Genomic DNA, 14,345 nt, shown 5'->3' with positions numbered 1-14,345 from the left:
ATTCTTCTCCCCTGAGGATTAGATGACGCCGGCGGCGCGCAGTCCCGCGAGGCGGTCCGCGCTGTAACCGAGTGCTCCGAGGACCTCGTCGTTGTGCTCACCGAGCAACGGCGGCCGCAGGACCTCGACCGTGCTGTCGGAGAGCTTGAGGGGGTTGCCGACCGTCTTGAACGAGCCGCGTTCGGGGTGCTCGACCTCGACCACGGTGCCGAGCTCCGCCAGTGTCTCGTCCTCGATGATCTCCTTTGTGGACAGAATGGGTCCGCACGGGATGTTGTGGGCGTTGAGCTTGTCCATCACCTCCCACTTGGTGTGCTTCTCCGTCCACTCCTCGATCAGCGCGAACGCCTTGTCCAGCTTGGAGAGCCGGACCTCGGGCGTGTTCCAGGCCGGGTCCTCGGCGAGTTCGGGCCTGCCGATCAGTTCGGTCAGCGGGGCCCAGCCGACGGGCTGGATGATCACGTAGATGTAGTCGTTGGGGCCGCCGGGGGCACAGCGCACCGCCCAGCCGGGCTGGCCACCACCGGATGCGTTGCCGGAGCGGGGCACCTCGTCCCCGAACTGCTCGTTCGGGTACTCCCCCAGCGGCCCGTGGGTGAGCCGCTGCTGGTCGCGCAGCTTCACCCGGCACAGGTTCAGGACGGCGTCCTGCATCGCGACCTGGACGCGCTGGCCGCGTCCGGTGTTGGTCCGTTGGTACAGCGCGGCCAGGATCGCGGCCACCAGGTGGATGCCGGTGCCCGAGTCGCCGATCTGCGCGCCGGTGGCGAGCGGCGGCCCCTCCTCGAACCCGGTGGTGCTCATCGAGCCGCCCATCGCCTGCGCGATCACCTCGTACGCCTTGAAGTCGGCGTAGCGGCCGGGCCCGAAGCCCTTGATCGACGCGTAGATGAGCTTCTCGTTGAGCGCCTGCAGCTTCTCCCACGGGTAACCGAACCGCTCGACGACGCCGGGGCCGAAGTTCTCGACGAGGACGTCGACGTCGCCGATGAGCTTCTCGAAGACCTCTTTTCCTTCAGGGGCCTTCATGTTGAGGGTGATGCTCCGCTTGTTGCAGTTGAGCATCGTGAAGTACAGACTGTCCACTTCGGGCAGATCGCGCAGCTGGCCGCGGGTGATGTCCCCCCGTCCCGGCGTTTCCAGCTTGATGACGTCCGCGCCCAGCCAGGCGAGCAGCTGGGTCGACGACGGTCCGGACTGCACGTGCGTCATGTCGAGGACTTTGACGCCCTCCAGGGCCTTGGCCATGTCAGCTCACCTACTTGTACATCGTCTGGTTCATGGTTCCGGGCGCGTACACGTCGGGGTCGATCCACACGTTGATCAGCGAGGGCTTGCCCGACTCGCGGGCACGTTGCAGAGCGGGCCCGATGTCCTTGGGGTCGCGCACTTCCTCGCCGTAGCCGCCGAGCATCTTGGCGAACTGGTCGTAGCGGACGTCGCCCAGCGTGTTGCCGACGCGTTCGCGCTCCAGCCCGTACTTGGCCGCCTGGCCGTAGCGGATCTGGTTCATCGACGAGTTGTTGCCGACGATGCCGACGAACGGCAGGTTGTAGCGGACCAGCGTCTCGAAGTCCCAGCCGGTGAGGCTGAACGCGCCGTCGCCGAACAGGGCCACGACCTCCTTGTCCGGCCTGGCCAGTTTCGCGGCCAGCACGAACGGGATGCCGACGCCGAGTGTCCCGAGAGGACCGGGATCCATCCAGTGGCCCGGCGACTTGGGCTGCACGACCTGACCGGAGAACGTGACGACGTCGCCGCCGTCGCCGATGTAGATGGAGTCCTCGGTGAGGAAGTCGTTGATCTCGCTCACCAGCCGGTACGGGTGGATCGGCATGTCCTCGGAGAGCAGGTGTTCCGAACGCTTCTGCCGGGCCTTCTCCTCGACCGCCTGCAGTTCCTCCAACCACACCTTGCGGCCCATCGCGCCGTTGTCCTCACGGCCCGACGCTGCCGCAGTGACGCTGGACAGGACCAGGTCGGCGTCACCGACGATGCCGAGGTCGACGTCGCGGTTCTTGCCGACGGTGCGGTAGTCGAGGTCGATCTGGACGACCGTCGCGTTCGCGGAAAGCCTTCGGCCGTAGCCCATCCGGAAGTCGAACGGGGTTCCGACGATCACGATGACGTCGGCGTTGTCGAAGGCGTAGCGGCGCGACAGCTGGAAGTGGTGCGGGTCGCCGGGCGGCAGGGTGCCGCGGCCCGCCCCGTTCATGTAGGCGGGAATGTTGAGGGTGCGGACGAGGTCGATCGCGGAGTCCGTGGCCCGCGTCGTCCACACCTGGCTGCCCAGCAGGATCGCGGGTTTCTTGGCGTGCACCAACAGGTCCGCGAGCTTCTCGATGTCCGCCGGGTCACCGACGCTGCGCGTGGACGCGCGGTAGTGGCCCGCCTCCGGTACTCGTGCCGTGCTCACCGGCACCTTGGCGTCCAGGACGTCCCGCGGGATCTCCAGGAACGACGGGCCCGGCGCGCCGGCGTTGGCCTCGCGGAACGCCATCGACACCATGTCCGCGATGCGGGCGGTGTGCGGGACGTTGGCCGCGAACTTCGTGATCGGCGTCATCATGTCCACGTGCGGGAGGTCCTGCAGTGAGCCCATCTTGTGCTGGCTCAACGCGCCCTGGCCGCCGATCAGCAGCATGGGGCTCTCCGCGCGGAACGCGTTCGCGACGCCCGTGACGGCGTCGGTGGTGCCCGGGCCCGCCGTGACGACGGCGCAACCGGGCTTGCCGGTGATGCGGGCGTAACCGTCGGCCGCGTGCGCCGCGACCTGCTCGTGCCGGACGTCGATGACGGCGATGCCCTCGTCCACGCAGCCGTCGTAGATGTCGATGATGTGCCCGCCGCACAGCGTGAAGATGGTGTCGACGCCCTCGGCTTTGAGCGCCTTGGCCACCAGGTGGCCTCCAGAAATCGACTCCGGCTCCGCGGAACTCGTCATCGGCGATCAGCTCCCCTTTGGCGCTTCGACTGTAGATTGCATACCGTATGAGGTAGGCATATCGTTACTCCGCTACCAACCGGATGTCCATAGATGGCCGCAAGTTTTCGGCGAGAGGACGTAGACGGTGGATCTTTTCGAACACGAGGCGCGGGACCTCTTCGAGCGGCACGGGGTGCCCGTTCCGCGTGGTTTCGTGGCGGACACTCCTGAGTCCGCGCGCGAGGCCGCCTCCAGGCTCGGCGGCACTGTCGTCGTGAAGGCTCAGGTGAAGACCGGCGGGCGCGGCAAAGCCGGCGGCATCAAACTCGCTTCGACGCCCGACGAAGCTCTCGGCGCGGCCACCGCCATCCTGGGGATGGACATCAAGGGCCACACCGTGCACAAGGTCCTGGTCACCGAGGCGAGCGAGATCGCCGAGGAGTACTACCTGTCGTTCCTGCTTGATCGTGCCAACAGGACGTTCATCGGCATGGCCTCGGCGACCGGTGGCGTGGAGATCGAGGAGATGGCGGACTCCATCACTCGAATGCCAGCTTCGTCCTTCGACGCATCGGCGGTGTTCCCACCGTCTGTCGCCGCGGAAGTGAACGCCGTCGCTTCCGCTCTGTGGAAGGTCTTCGTGTCCGAGGACGCGACGCTGGTCGAGGTGAACCCGTTGGCACGCACCAAGGACGGCCGAATCGTCGCTCTGGACGGGAAAGTGACGCTGGACGACAACGCGTCGTTCCGGCACTCTCGGCCTTCGGACAGCGCTGTCGGTGACCCGCTGGAGGTGCGGGCCGCCGAGAAGGGGCTGAACTACGTCAAGCTCGACGGCACCGTCGGTGTCATCGGCAACGGCGCGGGGCTCGTCATGTCCACATTGGACGTCGTGGCGCTGGCCGGTGCCGCACCCGCGAACTTCCTCGACATCGGCGGCGGCGCCTCGGCCCAGGTGATGGCAGATGGCCTCGACGTGATCCTCTCGGACCCGGCGGTCCGCAGCGTGTTCGTGAACGTGTTCGGTGGCATCACCGCGTGCGACGCGGTGGCCAACGGAATCGTGCAGGCCCTCGGCATGCTCGGCGACCGCGCGGACAAACCGCTGGTCGTCCGGCTCGACGGCAACAACGCCGACGCGGGCCACCGCATCCTCGACGAGGCACGACACCCGCTGATCACCGTGGCGCACACGATGGACGACGCGGCGGGCCGTGCCGCCGCTCTCGCTGGCAAGGAGTCCTGATGGCGATCTTCCTCGACGAGAACAGCCGCGTGATCGTGCAGGGCATGACGGGCTCGGAGGGTGCCAAGCACACCCGCCGCATGCTCGCGGCCGGCACGCAGGTCGTCGGCGGCGTCAACGCGCGCAAGGCCGGCACGTCCGTCGGCTTCGACGACGTGACGCTGCCGGTGTTCGGCACGGTCGCCGAGGCGATGGCGGAGACCGGCGCGAACGTGTCGGTGCTCTTCGTCCCGCCCGCCTTCACCGGCGACGCGGTGATCGAGGCCGTCGACGCGGGCATCGGCCTGGCCGTGGTGATCACCGAGGGCGTCCCGGTCCACGACACGGCACGTTTCTGGGCACACGCGGCCGGTAAGTCCACCAGGATCATCGGCCCGAACTGCCCCGGCATCATCAGCCCCGGCAAGTCCAACGCGGGCATCATCCCCGCCGACATCACCAAACCCGGCTCGATCGGCCTGGTGTCGAAGTCCGGAACCCTGACGTACCAGCTGATGCACGAGCTGAAGGACTTCGGCTTCACCACGTGCGTCGGCATCGGTGGCGACCCGATCGTCGGCACCACGCACATCGACGCCATCGAGGCGTTCGAGGCGGACCCGGACACCGAGCTGATCGTGATGATCGGCGAGATCGGCGGCGACGCGGAGGAACGGGCGGCGGAGTTCGTGCGGGACAACGTGTCCAAGCCCGTGGTCGGCTACGTCGCCGGCTTCACCGCGCCCGAGGGCAAGACGATGGGCCACGCGGGCGCCATCGTCTCGGGGTCCTCGGGCACGGCGGAGGCCAAGAAGCTGGCCATGGAGGCGGTGGGGATCAAGGTCGGCAAGACGCCGTCGGAGACCGCCGCCCTGGCCAGGGCGATCCTGACCAGCTAGCCGAACCGGCCGTCTCGGTCCGCCAGGGCGCGGGCCGAGACGGCCGCGGGCGGCAGGCCGGCTGTCCCGGTCCGCCTCCTTGCGGGCCGGGACGACCGCGCCCTAACCGACGGGCTGCTCTGCCCGGTCCGACCCCGATGCGGACCGGCTGACGAGTCGGCTGTCCCGGTCCGCCTCAGTGCGGGCCGAGACGGTCGGCAGTTCCGCACGGCCGGGCGTGGTGCCGGTCGAGGCCTTGCCGGTCGAGGAAGCGGACTCGGCCGAGCCCCCCTCGGCCTTGTCCCCGATCACCGACATCGCCTGCTTCACGATCTTCAGCACGGCCTGCGCACCCTCGACCAGCTTGATCAGGTTCTCGCCGCTGGCCAGCAGCTCACCGAGCTTGGCCGCGATCTGCGCCCCGCACTCCACGGCGATCTGCACGCACTGCGGGATCGCCACGGCGATGCTCTGCCCGAACGTCGCGGCCGCCGCCGCGATCGCCTGGGTCATGATCGGCACGATCTTGCCGACCGCCTCGGCGATCAGCCGCGTCACCTCGGCGACGACCTGCGCGACCACCTCGCCCGCCTTGATCAGCGCGGTGGCGTTGGTGAGCGCCGTCTCGGCGACGGACAGCACGCCGTCGACGATCTCCTTGCCGGTCTTGGCGTACTCGGCCGCGCTCTCGCCGGTCCAGCTGTCGGTCTCGCTGCTCGCCTTCGCGCCGTACTCGCCGGCGAGGGTGGTCGCGGCCTTGCTCGCGTTCTGGAACTCGCCCGCACCCTGGCGCACGCCGTCCGGGTTGCCGCGCAACTGGTTGAGCGGCTCCTCCAGGAAGGAGATCATCGGCGTGAGGAATCCGACGCCCGCGCTGTCCAGTGCCTGCAACGGTTTCCCGTTCGAGCCCAGCTCGCTCATCTGGGCCTTGGGCGTGGCGGCGAGGTCGGACGACAGCCACTCGTCGCCCGCGATGGCGTTCGTGGTGGTGCGGAGTTCGTTCAGCAGCGCGGCGATCGTGCCCGCGTCCGTCGCGGTGGCGGTCATCGGCCGGCCCCCGTGATGCTCTCGGCGTTGCGCTCGTCGGTGCGCTGGTAGTTCTCGGCGGTGCGCCGCATACCCTCCCCGACCTTGTCCATTGTGGACGCGACGTGCGCGAAGGCGCCCATCGTCTCCCCCATCGGACCACTCAGGCCCGTGGTGAGGAACTGTGCGAACGAGCCGAGCGACTCCTGACCGAGCTGGTCGGGCAGCCGGGTTCCGGTCTCGGACAGCTGGTCGGCGCACCCGGTCAACGTCGTGGCGTGGCGCCGCAACTGCTCGTGGTCGGCGGTGAAGCTCATCGCACGGCCTCCGGCAGGTGCCTCGTGATCTGGTGCAGGGCGTCGCTCTCGCCGAGGTAGTCCGCCATCACCTCGGTCATCCGCGCGCTCGCCAGCCGTTGTGCCTCCCGCGCGGTGCTGACGATCAGCATCGCGAGCGCGTCGACGTCGAGCTTGCGCGCCGCCGGCGTCAGCGTGACGTCGCCGAGCACGCCGCCCGCGTTCACGGTCACCGTGACCTCACCGCGTGGCGAGGTCGCCTTGGCCCCGACCTCGGCCAGGCTCGCGCTCGCCGACCGCGCGCTGTACGCGACGCGCTCCAGGCGTTCCTGGTAGTCCGCCAGCCACTGTGCTGGATCCACTTCTCCCCCTCTTCCAGGCTCGCGCGACCGCGGCGAGCTCACCGATCAACCGGACCAGGTCGTGGTGCCGCAACGGGTTGACGCTGACCCAGCCGTCGTCGCCCGCGTCGACCCTGACCCGTCCGCCCGCACTGTCCAACCAGGACACTTCCTGCCGCTGCCCGCCCCTGATCACGCCCGCCTGGCCTTGCCCGGTGACCTCCAGGTCGAGTCCGGCGCCGGGCGGCAGGGTGATCGGCATGAGCTGCGCGGGCCTCGACTCCGGGATCAACGCCACGAGTTCGTCGCCGAGCGTCTCCGCCTCGACGTGCGTCACCCGGACCGTGCTCTCGGTCTGCGTGCACACCAGCGCGCCGTCGCCGTAGACCATCGCGACCGCGCCCGTTCCCGGCACGACGAGGTCGACCACGGCCGTGTGCTCGTGCAGCGCGGTGACCAGTTCGGCGGCCATGCCCGTCGGGCCGTGCGATGCCGCCAGGCCACGCGCCTGCAACCCGTGGCCCGCCTCGGCGAGGAGGGTCGCGCGTTCGTCCGCGAGCTTTCCGAACGACGGCACCCGCAGCGGGAACGGCCAGCGCACCCCGGCGTGCGTGGCGAGCAGGTCCATCTCCACGAGGTCGAAGGCGATCATCGTGCCGCCTTACGCGCCTGGTCGGCGTCGGTCTCGGCGTACGTGGTCCTGATCTCCGCGAGCATCTGCCGGAACTCGCGCACCTCCCGTTCGGCGGCGCTCACCTCTCCGGCGAGCCCCGACCCGGCGTCCTTGAGCCGGCGCGACAGGTCCTGGGCGGGCGGGGCGGTGCCGAGCAACGGCGTCCGCTCCGCCAGCCTGCTCGCCGTCGACACCAGGTCGCCGGTCAGCTCGGCCAGCCTGCTCAGCGTCTTCACCCGGTCCTGCAACTGGTCGGGCGAGACCTCGTAGCCGGTCACTGTTCCTCCCCGATGACCGCCGGAGACACGCGCTCGGTCACCGCGAACAGGTCGTGGTCGAGCGTCGGCATCTGGTTCTCGTGCTGTTCGTCCTCGTCCTTGCGTGCTCCACCCGGCGGCGGCGCGCCCATCGCGTTGTTCTGGGCCGAGGTTCTCGGGTCGGCGGTGAGCGTTCCGGACGCGGCGATCCCGCCGTGCTGACCGAACACCACCCCCGCACGCATGCCCGGGGTGAGCTGCTGGCTGACCGGGGTGGCGGCGCCGATCACCGGGCCTCGGGTCGTCGCCACCGAGCCACCGCCGCTGCCGCCGCCCACGAGGCGTTGCCACGGCACACCGCCTGAGCTGGGCGTCTTCACCTGTGCCGTGGCCGCCCCACGCGGCGTGGGCGCGGCCTGCGGGATGTTGCCGCGGGCGTCGTCGATGAGACGGCCGCTGCCGTTGAGGCTCGACTCGTAGGTCTGCATCGCCCGGACCGCCTGGGCCTTCTGCTGGTCGGCCGAGGCTGCGCCGAAGTAGAAGTAGAAGCCCGAGGTGGCTCCGGCGGCCATGGTCGGAGCGCTCGGCAGGGCCATCGGCGCGGGCGCGCTCGGCAGTGTGAACGGCGCGGGCGCGAACGAAGCGGGCGCGGTCGGCAAGCCCAACGGCGCAGGAGCGCTCGGAAGCGCGAACGAGGCCGGCGCGAAGGGCGCCGGAGCAGGGGGCAGCCCCGCGAACGCCGGCATCGTCGTCCCGGGAGCCGGTGGCGGCGGCATCGCGGCACGGGCCGCGGCCAGCGCGTCCGCCGAGTCCTGCGCGGCCTTCTGCCCGGCAACGGCCAGTTCGCTGATCTTCTCGACCCGCTCGGCCAGTGCCCCCAGCCGAGCTGCGGCCTCCTCCGCCGCGGCCCCCGCCCACCCGTCGAGCAACGCGGTCCGCTGCTCCCGGAGCACCTCGGCGTGCGCGTCCAACGCGGCGCGGTGCCGCGTCCACTCGTCGGCGACGGTGCTCACGTCCGCTACATCAGCGTCCTGCCACAGCATCCGGTGCAACTCTTCATGGCTGTACGCCTCCCAGTTGATGCCTGACACCCCTGGTTCCCCCTTCGTCCCGGCAAACGATCACACCGGGCCAAACGAGGGAACAGGCCAGACGACCGGCCACTTGTGGCCGGTCCACCTGATCAGCGCAAACGCGCGAAATGCTCCTGCAGGCGCGCGTGCCGGAACTGGTAGACCGCACCGGCCCGCCGCAGCACGCCACGCCGATAGGCGTCGTCCAGGAACGCCGGCAACCCCCACGGCAGCTTCCCGGTCAACGGCAACCAGACGCGCGCGAACACCACCCACTGCCCCCACGCGGTCAGGCTCAGCACGTACGCCAGCCCGCCCCCGACTCCGCCGACGAGCCCGAGCGCCAGTGCCGTCGTCGGGCTCCACAGCACCTCGAACCGCAACGCCGTGAGCCCGCTCGCGACGACCCCGGTGGCACCCATCACGAACACCGCGAACACCGGCACCATCACCGCCACGAGTCCGAGCACCGCGCGCCGGTTCGCCTCCAACAGCCCGTCGGGACTGCCCGCCGACCGCACGTCGAGCGGCGCCTCCATCGCGGCGACCACGGCGAACACCAGGGCGGCGCCGAGCCCGAACACCAGGCCGAACACCCCGATGTCGACCAGCACCCCGGCCGACCACGGAACATCGGGCGTGACCAGCCAGAACGCCATCGCGCGCACCAGCCCGTACGCGGCTCCGACCGCCCCGCCGAACGCCAGCCCGAGCAGCCCCCGCGACCACACCCGACGCCCAGCCCTGCCACGCCACCGCAGCCGGGTCCGCACGGGTTCGAGCGGGTTCCTGCGCACCACGTACCGGTGCGCCGCCCCGAACAGCAGCCCGGTGACCAGCCCGATCATGACCGCGAACAGCACGCCCCTGGCGATCAGCGCTCCGACGAGAACGGCTTCGAGCACGAGGTCGGCCACCCCGACCGCGAGCCCGATGCTCAGTCCGGTCACCGCCGACGACGTACCGAACTGCCACCACGCCACGTCGTGCGTTCCGAGCCTGGTCAGATGATCGGCGAGATGACCGAGCCACGGCCGTACACGCTCTGCATGCACCCCGTACACAGCCGGTACGAAGCTGCTGAGCAGGTGTCGTTCGATCTCGTCGGGCTCATGCAGGTCCAGCAACGCGGCCGGATCGTGGTCGGGGGTGTCGCTGTAGATCCGCCGGGCGAGCGCCACCATCAACGGCGTCGTCAGCACCTCGGCGAGCGGACCGCCACACCGCACCTCGTCCAGCACGGGCTTCCAGACGTTGCCGCCCGGCCCGGTCTTGCGCGTGGTGCGCGGCAGGTAGTCCGCGAGGTCGTCGCACGTCAGATCGGCCAGCACGACCGCGGCGGCCGACGTCAGCACGTCCGTGCCCTCGACCGCGTCGCGGTACTCGTCCACCCGGCTGGTCAGCAGCAACGGCAGAGTGGTGGTGTTCAGCGCGGTGAGCGCGGGCCGGTGCAGTCCGGTCGCGATCTCGTCGAAGCCGTCCAGCACCGGCAGCACCCGCTGCGAGTCGACCAGCGCCGCCGCCAGCGTCCCGCCGCTCGGACCGGGAGCCGCGAGGAACGGGTGATCGCGCGTGAGCTGGTCGGCGAGCCAGTCGCGCAGCCCGGTCCGTCCGGGATGCCACGCCCCGAGGCTGAAGATCACCGGCACCGGATCGGCCGGGTTGCGCGCACCGAGCAGGTCCAGCACGAACCGCGTGGTCAGCACCGTCTTGCCGGACCCGGCCCGCCCCAGCACCACCAACCGCCGCGACCCGACTCCGCGATACACCTCGACGACCTGGTCCAGCCGTCCCCCGAGCGCGGCCTCACCGCCGATGTTGAGCCAGCTGTCCATCAACGGCGCGGGCGCCGCGTCCCACCGCACCGGCAGCGGCACCGGGTCGTGGATCTGCCGCTGCTCCTCCTCGCGCCGCCACCGCGCCTCGATCGCGACCTTCAACGTCTCGACGGCCTCGTGCAGCGGATCGAACCGCACGGGCTCCACGGCGGCCACGGGTTCGTCGCGCCCGGCGGCGGAGAACAGCTTCGTGCGTTCGGCGCCGGTGAGCTCCAGTGCGTCGGCCAACGCGCGCACGGTGCCCATGCGTGGATCGGTGCGTTCGCCGGTCTCCAGCCCACGCACGGTACGAATGCCAACGGCAGCGCGCTGGGCGAGCGCCTCCTGGCTCAAGCCGGCCCGCTGCCGCCACTGACGCAGCAGTAAGCCGAACTGGCTCGCCACAACCGCCCCCTCGTCCTGATGATCAGCAGGGTACCGAGACGGCCGTGTCTCGTGGCCGAACCCATCCGGTTGGAGGAAGATCGCGGATGTGCTGACCTCGTGGCTCCAGACCGTTCCACCGCTGCTGGTCTACGTCGTCGTGGGCCTGGTGGTCGGTGTCGAGAGCATGGGGATCCCGCTGCCGGGCGAGGTCGTGCTCGTCGCGGCGGCGCTGATGGCCTCGCACCACGACGGCATCTCCCCGCTGTGGGTCGGCATCGCCGCGTCGGCAGGGGCGATCATCGGCGACAGCGTCGGGTACGCGCTGGGCAAGCGGTTCGGGCAGCGGATCTTCGGCTGGGCGGGCGAGAAGTTCCCCAGCCACTTCAGTCCGGACAAGGTCGGCCGCGCCCAGGCGCTGTTCGAGCGCTACGGCGCCTGGGCGGTCTTCTTCGGCCGGTTCGTGGCGTTGCTGCGGATCCTGTCCGGACCGCTCGCGGCCACGATGGGCATGCACTACGGGAAGTTCCTGCTGGCCAACGCAGCTGGCGGCATCGCGTGGGCCGGCGGCACGACGGCGGCTGTCTACTTCGTAGGAGAAGCCGCCGAGCACTACCTCGCGGAGTTCTCGTGGATCGCGCTCGTCGTCGTGCTGGTCGCGGTCATCGGGTTCAGCGTCCGAGGCCAGCTCCGCCGTTCACCCCGATGACCTGCGCGGTGATGTGCCCGGCCTCCGGTGAGGTCAGGAACGCGATCGTCGCGGCCACGTCGGCCGGGGTGCCCGCGCGGCCGTTCGCCGGAGCGCCGACGAGCTTCTTGCGCCGTTCCTCGCTCAGGGTGCCGCCGAAGAACTCGGTGTCCTCGGTGACGCCCGGCGACACCACGTTGACCGTGATCCCCCTCGCCCCCACGGCGAACGCGAGGTCCGCCGTCCACGCCTCGACCGCGGACTTGGCCGCGCCGTAGGCACCCGACCCCCGCCGGCCCGCGATCGAACCGAGCGTCACCACCCGTGCGTTGTCGGCCAGGCGCGGTTCCAGCGCGGTCGTCACGAGCACGGCGCTGATCACGTTGGACTCGTAGTTCGCGAGCCACAGGTTCCGCACGTCGGTCAGGTTCTGCGGCGCGGGCAGGCGGCGGGTCATGTTGCCGCCCGCGTTGTTGACCAGAACGTCCACTGAGGACGGCAGGTCGTTCAGCGCCGCCTCGACCGAGTCCGGATCCGCCGCGTCGAACACGACCGCCCGTGCGCCGATCTCCCCAGCCGCCGCCTTGAGCACGTCCTCGCGCCTGCCCGTGATCACCACGTCCAGGCCCTGCTCGGCGAGCCGGGCGGCCACCGCCCTGCCGATGCCGGTGCCGCCGCCGGTCACCACTGCTGTTCGTGTCATGCGACCTTTGATAACAGGGGAATACATGCAGGTCGATCGGCCTGTTGGCCCAGCGGATTTCACGTCTGTGACTAGGCTGCTCAGACCTACTCCGCTGGGGAGAATCCGATGGAAACGCACGTTCTGGAAACCGACAAAGCGGCCATCACCTACGACGTGAGCGGTGAAGGCGGCCGTCCGTTGATGATGATCGGCCAGCCGATGGACGCGAGCGGCTTCGTGGCGTTGCGCGAGCAGTTCCCCGACCGCACGGTGATCACCTACGACCCGCGCGGGCTCGGCCGCAGCACCCGTTCCGACGGTCGCACCGAGAACACGCCCGAGATCCAGGCCGCCGACGTGCACGCGGTGATCGAGGCCGTCGGCGGTCCGGTCGACCTGTTCGCGTCCAGCGGCGGCGCGGTCACGGCCCTCGAACTGGTGGCGGCCTACCCGGACGACGTCGTCACGCTCGTCGCGCACGAGCCGCCACTCATCGACGTCCTGCCCGACGCTCCCCCGGCGCGCCGGGCCCGTGACGGGTTCATGAACGCCTACCAGGCCAAGGGCTGGGGCGCGGGCATGGCGGCGTTCATGCACATGACCTCGTGGCAGGGCGAGTACACCGACGAGTACTTCGCGCTGCCGTTGCCGGATCCCGCGCAGTTCGGGATGCCGGCCGAGGACGACGGCAAGCGCGAAGACCCGTTGCTCAGCGCCGCCTCGCTCGCCATCACCGACTACTACCCGCGGGTGCAGGCTCTGGCGGCCGCGTCCACGCGCGTCGTGATCGCCGTGGGCGAGGAGACGGGCGACGCGTTCACCGGACGCACGGCCGTCCACACGGCACGGCTGCTCGGCCAGGAAGCCACCGTGTTCCCCAGCCACCACGGTGGTTTCCTCGGCGGCGAGTTCGGTTACGCGGGCAAGCCGGAGGAGTTCGGCGTCAGGCTGCGCGAGGTGCTCGGCTGAGGATGATCTCGGCGGCCTTCGCGGCGCCACCGCCGTGAGCGATGGCGGCACGCATCCGGTCGAGGTTGCGCCGGATCGTGCCGCTGGCCGCCACCCGTTCGACGGCCGCCCGCAGGTCCGCGTGGTCGTCGACCCGTTCGCCCAGACCGAGTTCGGCCACGCGGTCGGCGTTCGCGACCTGTTCCGGCGTCTGCGGCACGACGACCAGCGGCACGCCCTGGTGCAGCGCCTCCATCGTGGAGTTCATGCCGCCGTGGCTGATGAACGCCTTGGCGTGCTTCAACACCGCGGGCTGCGGGAACCACGGCCGGACGTCGATTTCCCCCGTGCTCTCCACGTCCTTGGCGGTCATCGCGACCTGCCAGGCGCCGTCGCCGAACTGCTCTGCACAGGCCCGGTAGAAGCCGGCGTCGCTCATGATCGAGCCGAGCGAGACGAACAGCAGCGGCAGGTCGTCGCGGCGCGGTGACCACTCCTCGTCGAGCCTGCTGCCCAGCACCGGGCCGACGAAGTGGAACGACTCGTCGAACGTCTCCTCGTGAGGCTGGAACTCCCGTGGCACGAACACGATGCTGCACGCCTCGGGTGCCTCGATGGTGCTCGGGATGTCGAGCTCGACGTCGTACCGGCTGGTGAACTCCACCAGGTCGTCGGCGATGTAGCGCGCCAGGTTCGCGTCCATCAGGTTGTAATGCGCGTTGGATGCCGTGTGCGGCACCGTGCGTACAGCCTGTATACCGAGTGCGTGCGCGATCAGCCTGGCGGGCCAGTTCGTGGAGTCGTAGCAGATCAGGTCGGGTTCGGTGGTCCGGCAGCGGTCGAGCAGGACCGGGTAGGTCGCGCTCATCGCCCGGAAGTAGTGCGGAAACCACTCGTCGATCGGGTTGGCGGTGACGGGCCGGAAGTCGGGCAGCGCGGGAAGTTCCACCCACCGCGCGCCCGCTCCGATCACCGCCTCGGCGTGCTCGGCGCCGGTCGCGTAGTCGACCTCGGCGCCGCGTTTGGCCAGCTCCTCGACGACCGCCAGGGTCGGCGTGACGTGGCCATGGCCTGCGAGCGTGACGAACAAGATCCCCATTGGCCCGATCCTGCCGAACGGGGTCAAGC

The 14,345-nt window shown here is 70.1% G+C and carries 15 protein-coding genes; 4 read left to right on the top strand and 11 right to left on the bottom strand.

Features of this window, described 5'->3' with window-relative positions; translation table 11 throughout:
- Window positions 1–18 precede the first annotated feature (18 nt).
- Together frc and ACIQF0_RS11775 are read right to left on the bottom strand one after the other, a co-directional pair.
- Window positions 19–1,248: a formyl-CoA transferase gene (frc, locus tag ACIQF0_RS11780; RefSeq protein ID WP_401027952.1), complete on the bottom strand. Its 1,230-nt coding sequence runs from the start codon at window positions 1,246–1,248 to the stop codon at window positions 19–21.
- Window positions 1,249–1,258: 10 nt separating this feature from the next.
- On the bottom strand, window positions 1,259–2,944 hold the full coding sequence (locus ACIQF0_RS11775; RefSeq protein ID WP_360035950.1) for a thiamine pyrophosphate-binding protein: 1,686 nt from the start codon (window positions 2,942–2,944) through the stop codon (window positions 1,259–1,261).
- Window positions 2,945–3,071: 127 nt separating this feature from the next.
- On the opposite strand from ACIQF0_RS11775, the gene sucC reads away from it, so the two are divergent.
- Window positions 3,072–4,172: an ADP-forming succinate--CoA ligase subunit beta gene (sucC, locus tag ACIQF0_RS11770; protein ID WP_401027948.1), complete on the top strand. Its 1,101-nt coding sequence runs from the start codon at window positions 3,072–3,074 to the stop codon at window positions 4,170–4,172.
- The gene (sucD, locus tag ACIQF0_RS11765) at window positions 4,172–5,050 is read left to right on the top strand and encodes a succinate--CoA ligase subunit alpha (protein ID WP_401027945.1); all 879 of its coding nucleotides are present in this window, start codon (window positions 4,172–4,174) and stop codon (window positions 5,048–5,050) included. Before sucC ends, sucD begins: the two co-directional genes overlap by 1 nt.
- Before the next feature lie 102 nt (window positions 5,051–5,152).
- Here the strand turns inward: sucD and ACIQF0_RS11760 are convergent, their stop codons facing one another.
- The 7 genes from ACIQF0_RS11760 to ACIQF0_RS11730 form a co-directional block, all read right to left on the bottom strand.
- The gene (locus ACIQF0_RS11760) at window positions 5,153–6,076 is read right to left on the bottom strand and encodes a hypothetical protein (RefSeq protein WP_401027942.1); all 924 of its coding nucleotides are present in this window, start codon (window positions 6,074–6,076) and stop codon (window positions 5,153–5,155) included.
- Window positions 6,073–6,372, bottom strand: a complete 300-nt coding sequence (locus ACIQF0_RS11755) for a type VII secretion target (RefSeq protein WP_401027939.1) — start codon at window positions 6,370–6,372, stop codon at window positions 6,073–6,075. The genes ACIQF0_RS11760 and ACIQF0_RS11755 overlap by 4 nt, the downstream gene beginning before the upstream one ends.
- Window positions 6,369–6,632: a YbaB/EbfC family nucleoid-associated protein gene (locus ACIQF0_RS11750; protein WP_401029910.1), complete on the bottom strand. Its 264-nt coding sequence runs from the start codon at window positions 6,630–6,632 to the stop codon at window positions 6,369–6,371. Before ACIQF0_RS11750 ends, ACIQF0_RS11755 begins: the two co-directional genes overlap by 4 nt.
- Window positions 6,592–7,344: an ESX secretion-associated protein EspG gene (locus ACIQF0_RS11745; RefSeq protein ID WP_401027936.1), complete on the bottom strand. Its 753-nt coding sequence runs from the start codon at window positions 7,342–7,344 to the stop codon at window positions 6,592–6,594. Before ACIQF0_RS11745 ends, ACIQF0_RS11750 begins: the two co-directional genes overlap by 41 nt.
- On the bottom strand, window positions 7,341–7,643 hold the full coding sequence (locus ACIQF0_RS11740) for a hypothetical protein (protein WP_401027933.1): 303 nt from the start codon (window positions 7,641–7,643) through the stop codon (window positions 7,341–7,343). The genes ACIQF0_RS11745 and ACIQF0_RS11740 overlap by 4 nt, the downstream gene beginning before the upstream one ends.
- Window positions 7,640–8,713, bottom strand: a complete 1,074-nt coding sequence (locus ACIQF0_RS11735) for a hypothetical protein (protein WP_401027930.1) — start codon at window positions 8,711–8,713, stop codon at window positions 7,640–7,642. Before ACIQF0_RS11735 ends, ACIQF0_RS11740 begins: the two co-directional genes overlap by 4 nt.
- 92 nt (window positions 8,714–8,805) lie before the next feature.
- Window positions 8,806–10,917, bottom strand: coding sequence for a helix-turn-helix domain-containing protein (locus ACIQF0_RS11730; protein ID WP_401027927.1), 2,112 nt, complete (start codon window positions 10,915–10,917; stop codon window positions 8,806–8,808).
- Between the two features lie 88 nt (window positions 10,918–11,005).
- On the opposite strand from ACIQF0_RS11730, the gene ACIQF0_RS11725 reads away from it, so the two are divergent.
- Window positions 11,006–11,605, top strand: coding sequence for a DedA family protein (locus ACIQF0_RS11725; RefSeq protein WP_401027924.1), 600 nt, complete (start codon window positions 11,006–11,008; stop codon window positions 11,603–11,605).
- On the opposite strand, the gene ACIQF0_RS11720 is transcribed toward ACIQF0_RS11725, so the two are convergent.
- Window positions 11,568–12,287 (bottom strand): SDR family NAD(P)-dependent oxidoreductase, encoded by a 720-nt coding sequence (locus ACIQF0_RS11720; RefSeq protein ID WP_401027922.1) that lies wholly within the window; start codon window positions 12,285–12,287, stop codon window positions 11,568–11,570. The two genes, ACIQF0_RS11725 and ACIQF0_RS11720, sit on opposite strands and share 38 nt — an antisense overlap.
- Before the next feature lie 108 nt (window positions 12,288–12,395).
- Here ACIQF0_RS11720 and ACIQF0_RS11715 point away from each other — a divergent pair, with 108 nt between their 5' ends.
- Window positions 12,396–13,238 (top strand): alpha/beta fold hydrolase, encoded by an 843-nt coding sequence (locus ACIQF0_RS11715; RefSeq protein WP_401027919.1) that lies wholly within the window; start codon window positions 12,396–12,398, stop codon window positions 13,236–13,238.
- On the opposite strand, the gene ACIQF0_RS11710 is transcribed toward ACIQF0_RS11715, so the two are convergent.
- Window positions 13,213–14,316: a macrolide family glycosyltransferase gene (locus ACIQF0_RS11710; protein ID WP_401027917.1), complete on the bottom strand. Its 1,104-nt coding sequence runs from the start codon at window positions 14,314–14,316 to the stop codon at window positions 13,213–13,215. The two genes, ACIQF0_RS11715 and ACIQF0_RS11710, sit on opposite strands and share 26 nt — an antisense overlap.
- Window positions 14,317–14,345 lie beyond the last annotated feature (29 nt).

Source organism: Lentzea sp. NPDC092896 (genome assembly GCF_044754905.1).
GTDB lineage: Bacteria > Actinomycetota > Actinomycetes > Mycobacteriales > Pseudonocardiaceae > Lentzea.
This window is presented reverse-complemented; position numbering and strand designations above follow the sequence as displayed.

Excerpts from the sequence above, each read along its gene's own strand:
- frc (WP_401027952.1), bottom strand. The coding sequence starts at position 1,248 with ATGGCCAAGGCCCTGGAGGGCGTCAAAGTCCTCGACATGACGCACGTG.
- ACIQF0_RS11775 (WP_360035950.1), bottom strand. The coding sequence starts at position 2,944 with ATGACGAGTTCCGCGGAGCCGGAGTCGATTTCTGGAGGCCACCTGGTG.
- ACIQF0_RS11755 (WP_401027939.1), bottom strand. The coding sequence starts at position 6,372 with ATGAGCTTCACCGCCGACCACGAGCAGTTGCGGCGCCACGCCACGACG.
- sucD (WP_401027945.1), top strand. The coding sequence starts at position 4,172 with ATGGCGATCTTCCTCGACGAGAACAGCCGCGTGATCGTGCAGGGCATG.
- ACIQF0_RS11710 (WP_401027917.1), bottom strand. The coding sequence starts at position 14,316 with ATGGGGATCTTGTTCGTCACGCTCGCAGGCCATGGCCACGTCACGCCG.
- ACIQF0_RS11715 (WP_401027919.1), top strand. The coding sequence starts at position 12,396 with ATGGAAACGCACGTTCTGGAAACCGACAAAGCGGCCATCACCTACGAC.
- ACIQF0_RS11760 (WP_401027942.1), bottom strand. The coding sequence starts at position 6,076 with ATGACCGCCACCGCGACGGACGCGGGCACGATCGCCGCGCTGCTGAAC.
- ACIQF0_RS11720 (WP_401027922.1), bottom strand. The coding sequence starts at position 12,287 with ATGACACGAACAGCAGTGGTGACCGGCGGCGGCACCGGCATCGGCAGG.
- ACIQF0_RS11745 (WP_401027936.1), bottom strand. The coding sequence starts at position 7,344 with ATGATCGCCTTCGACCTCGTGGAGATGGACCTGCTCGCCACGCACGCC.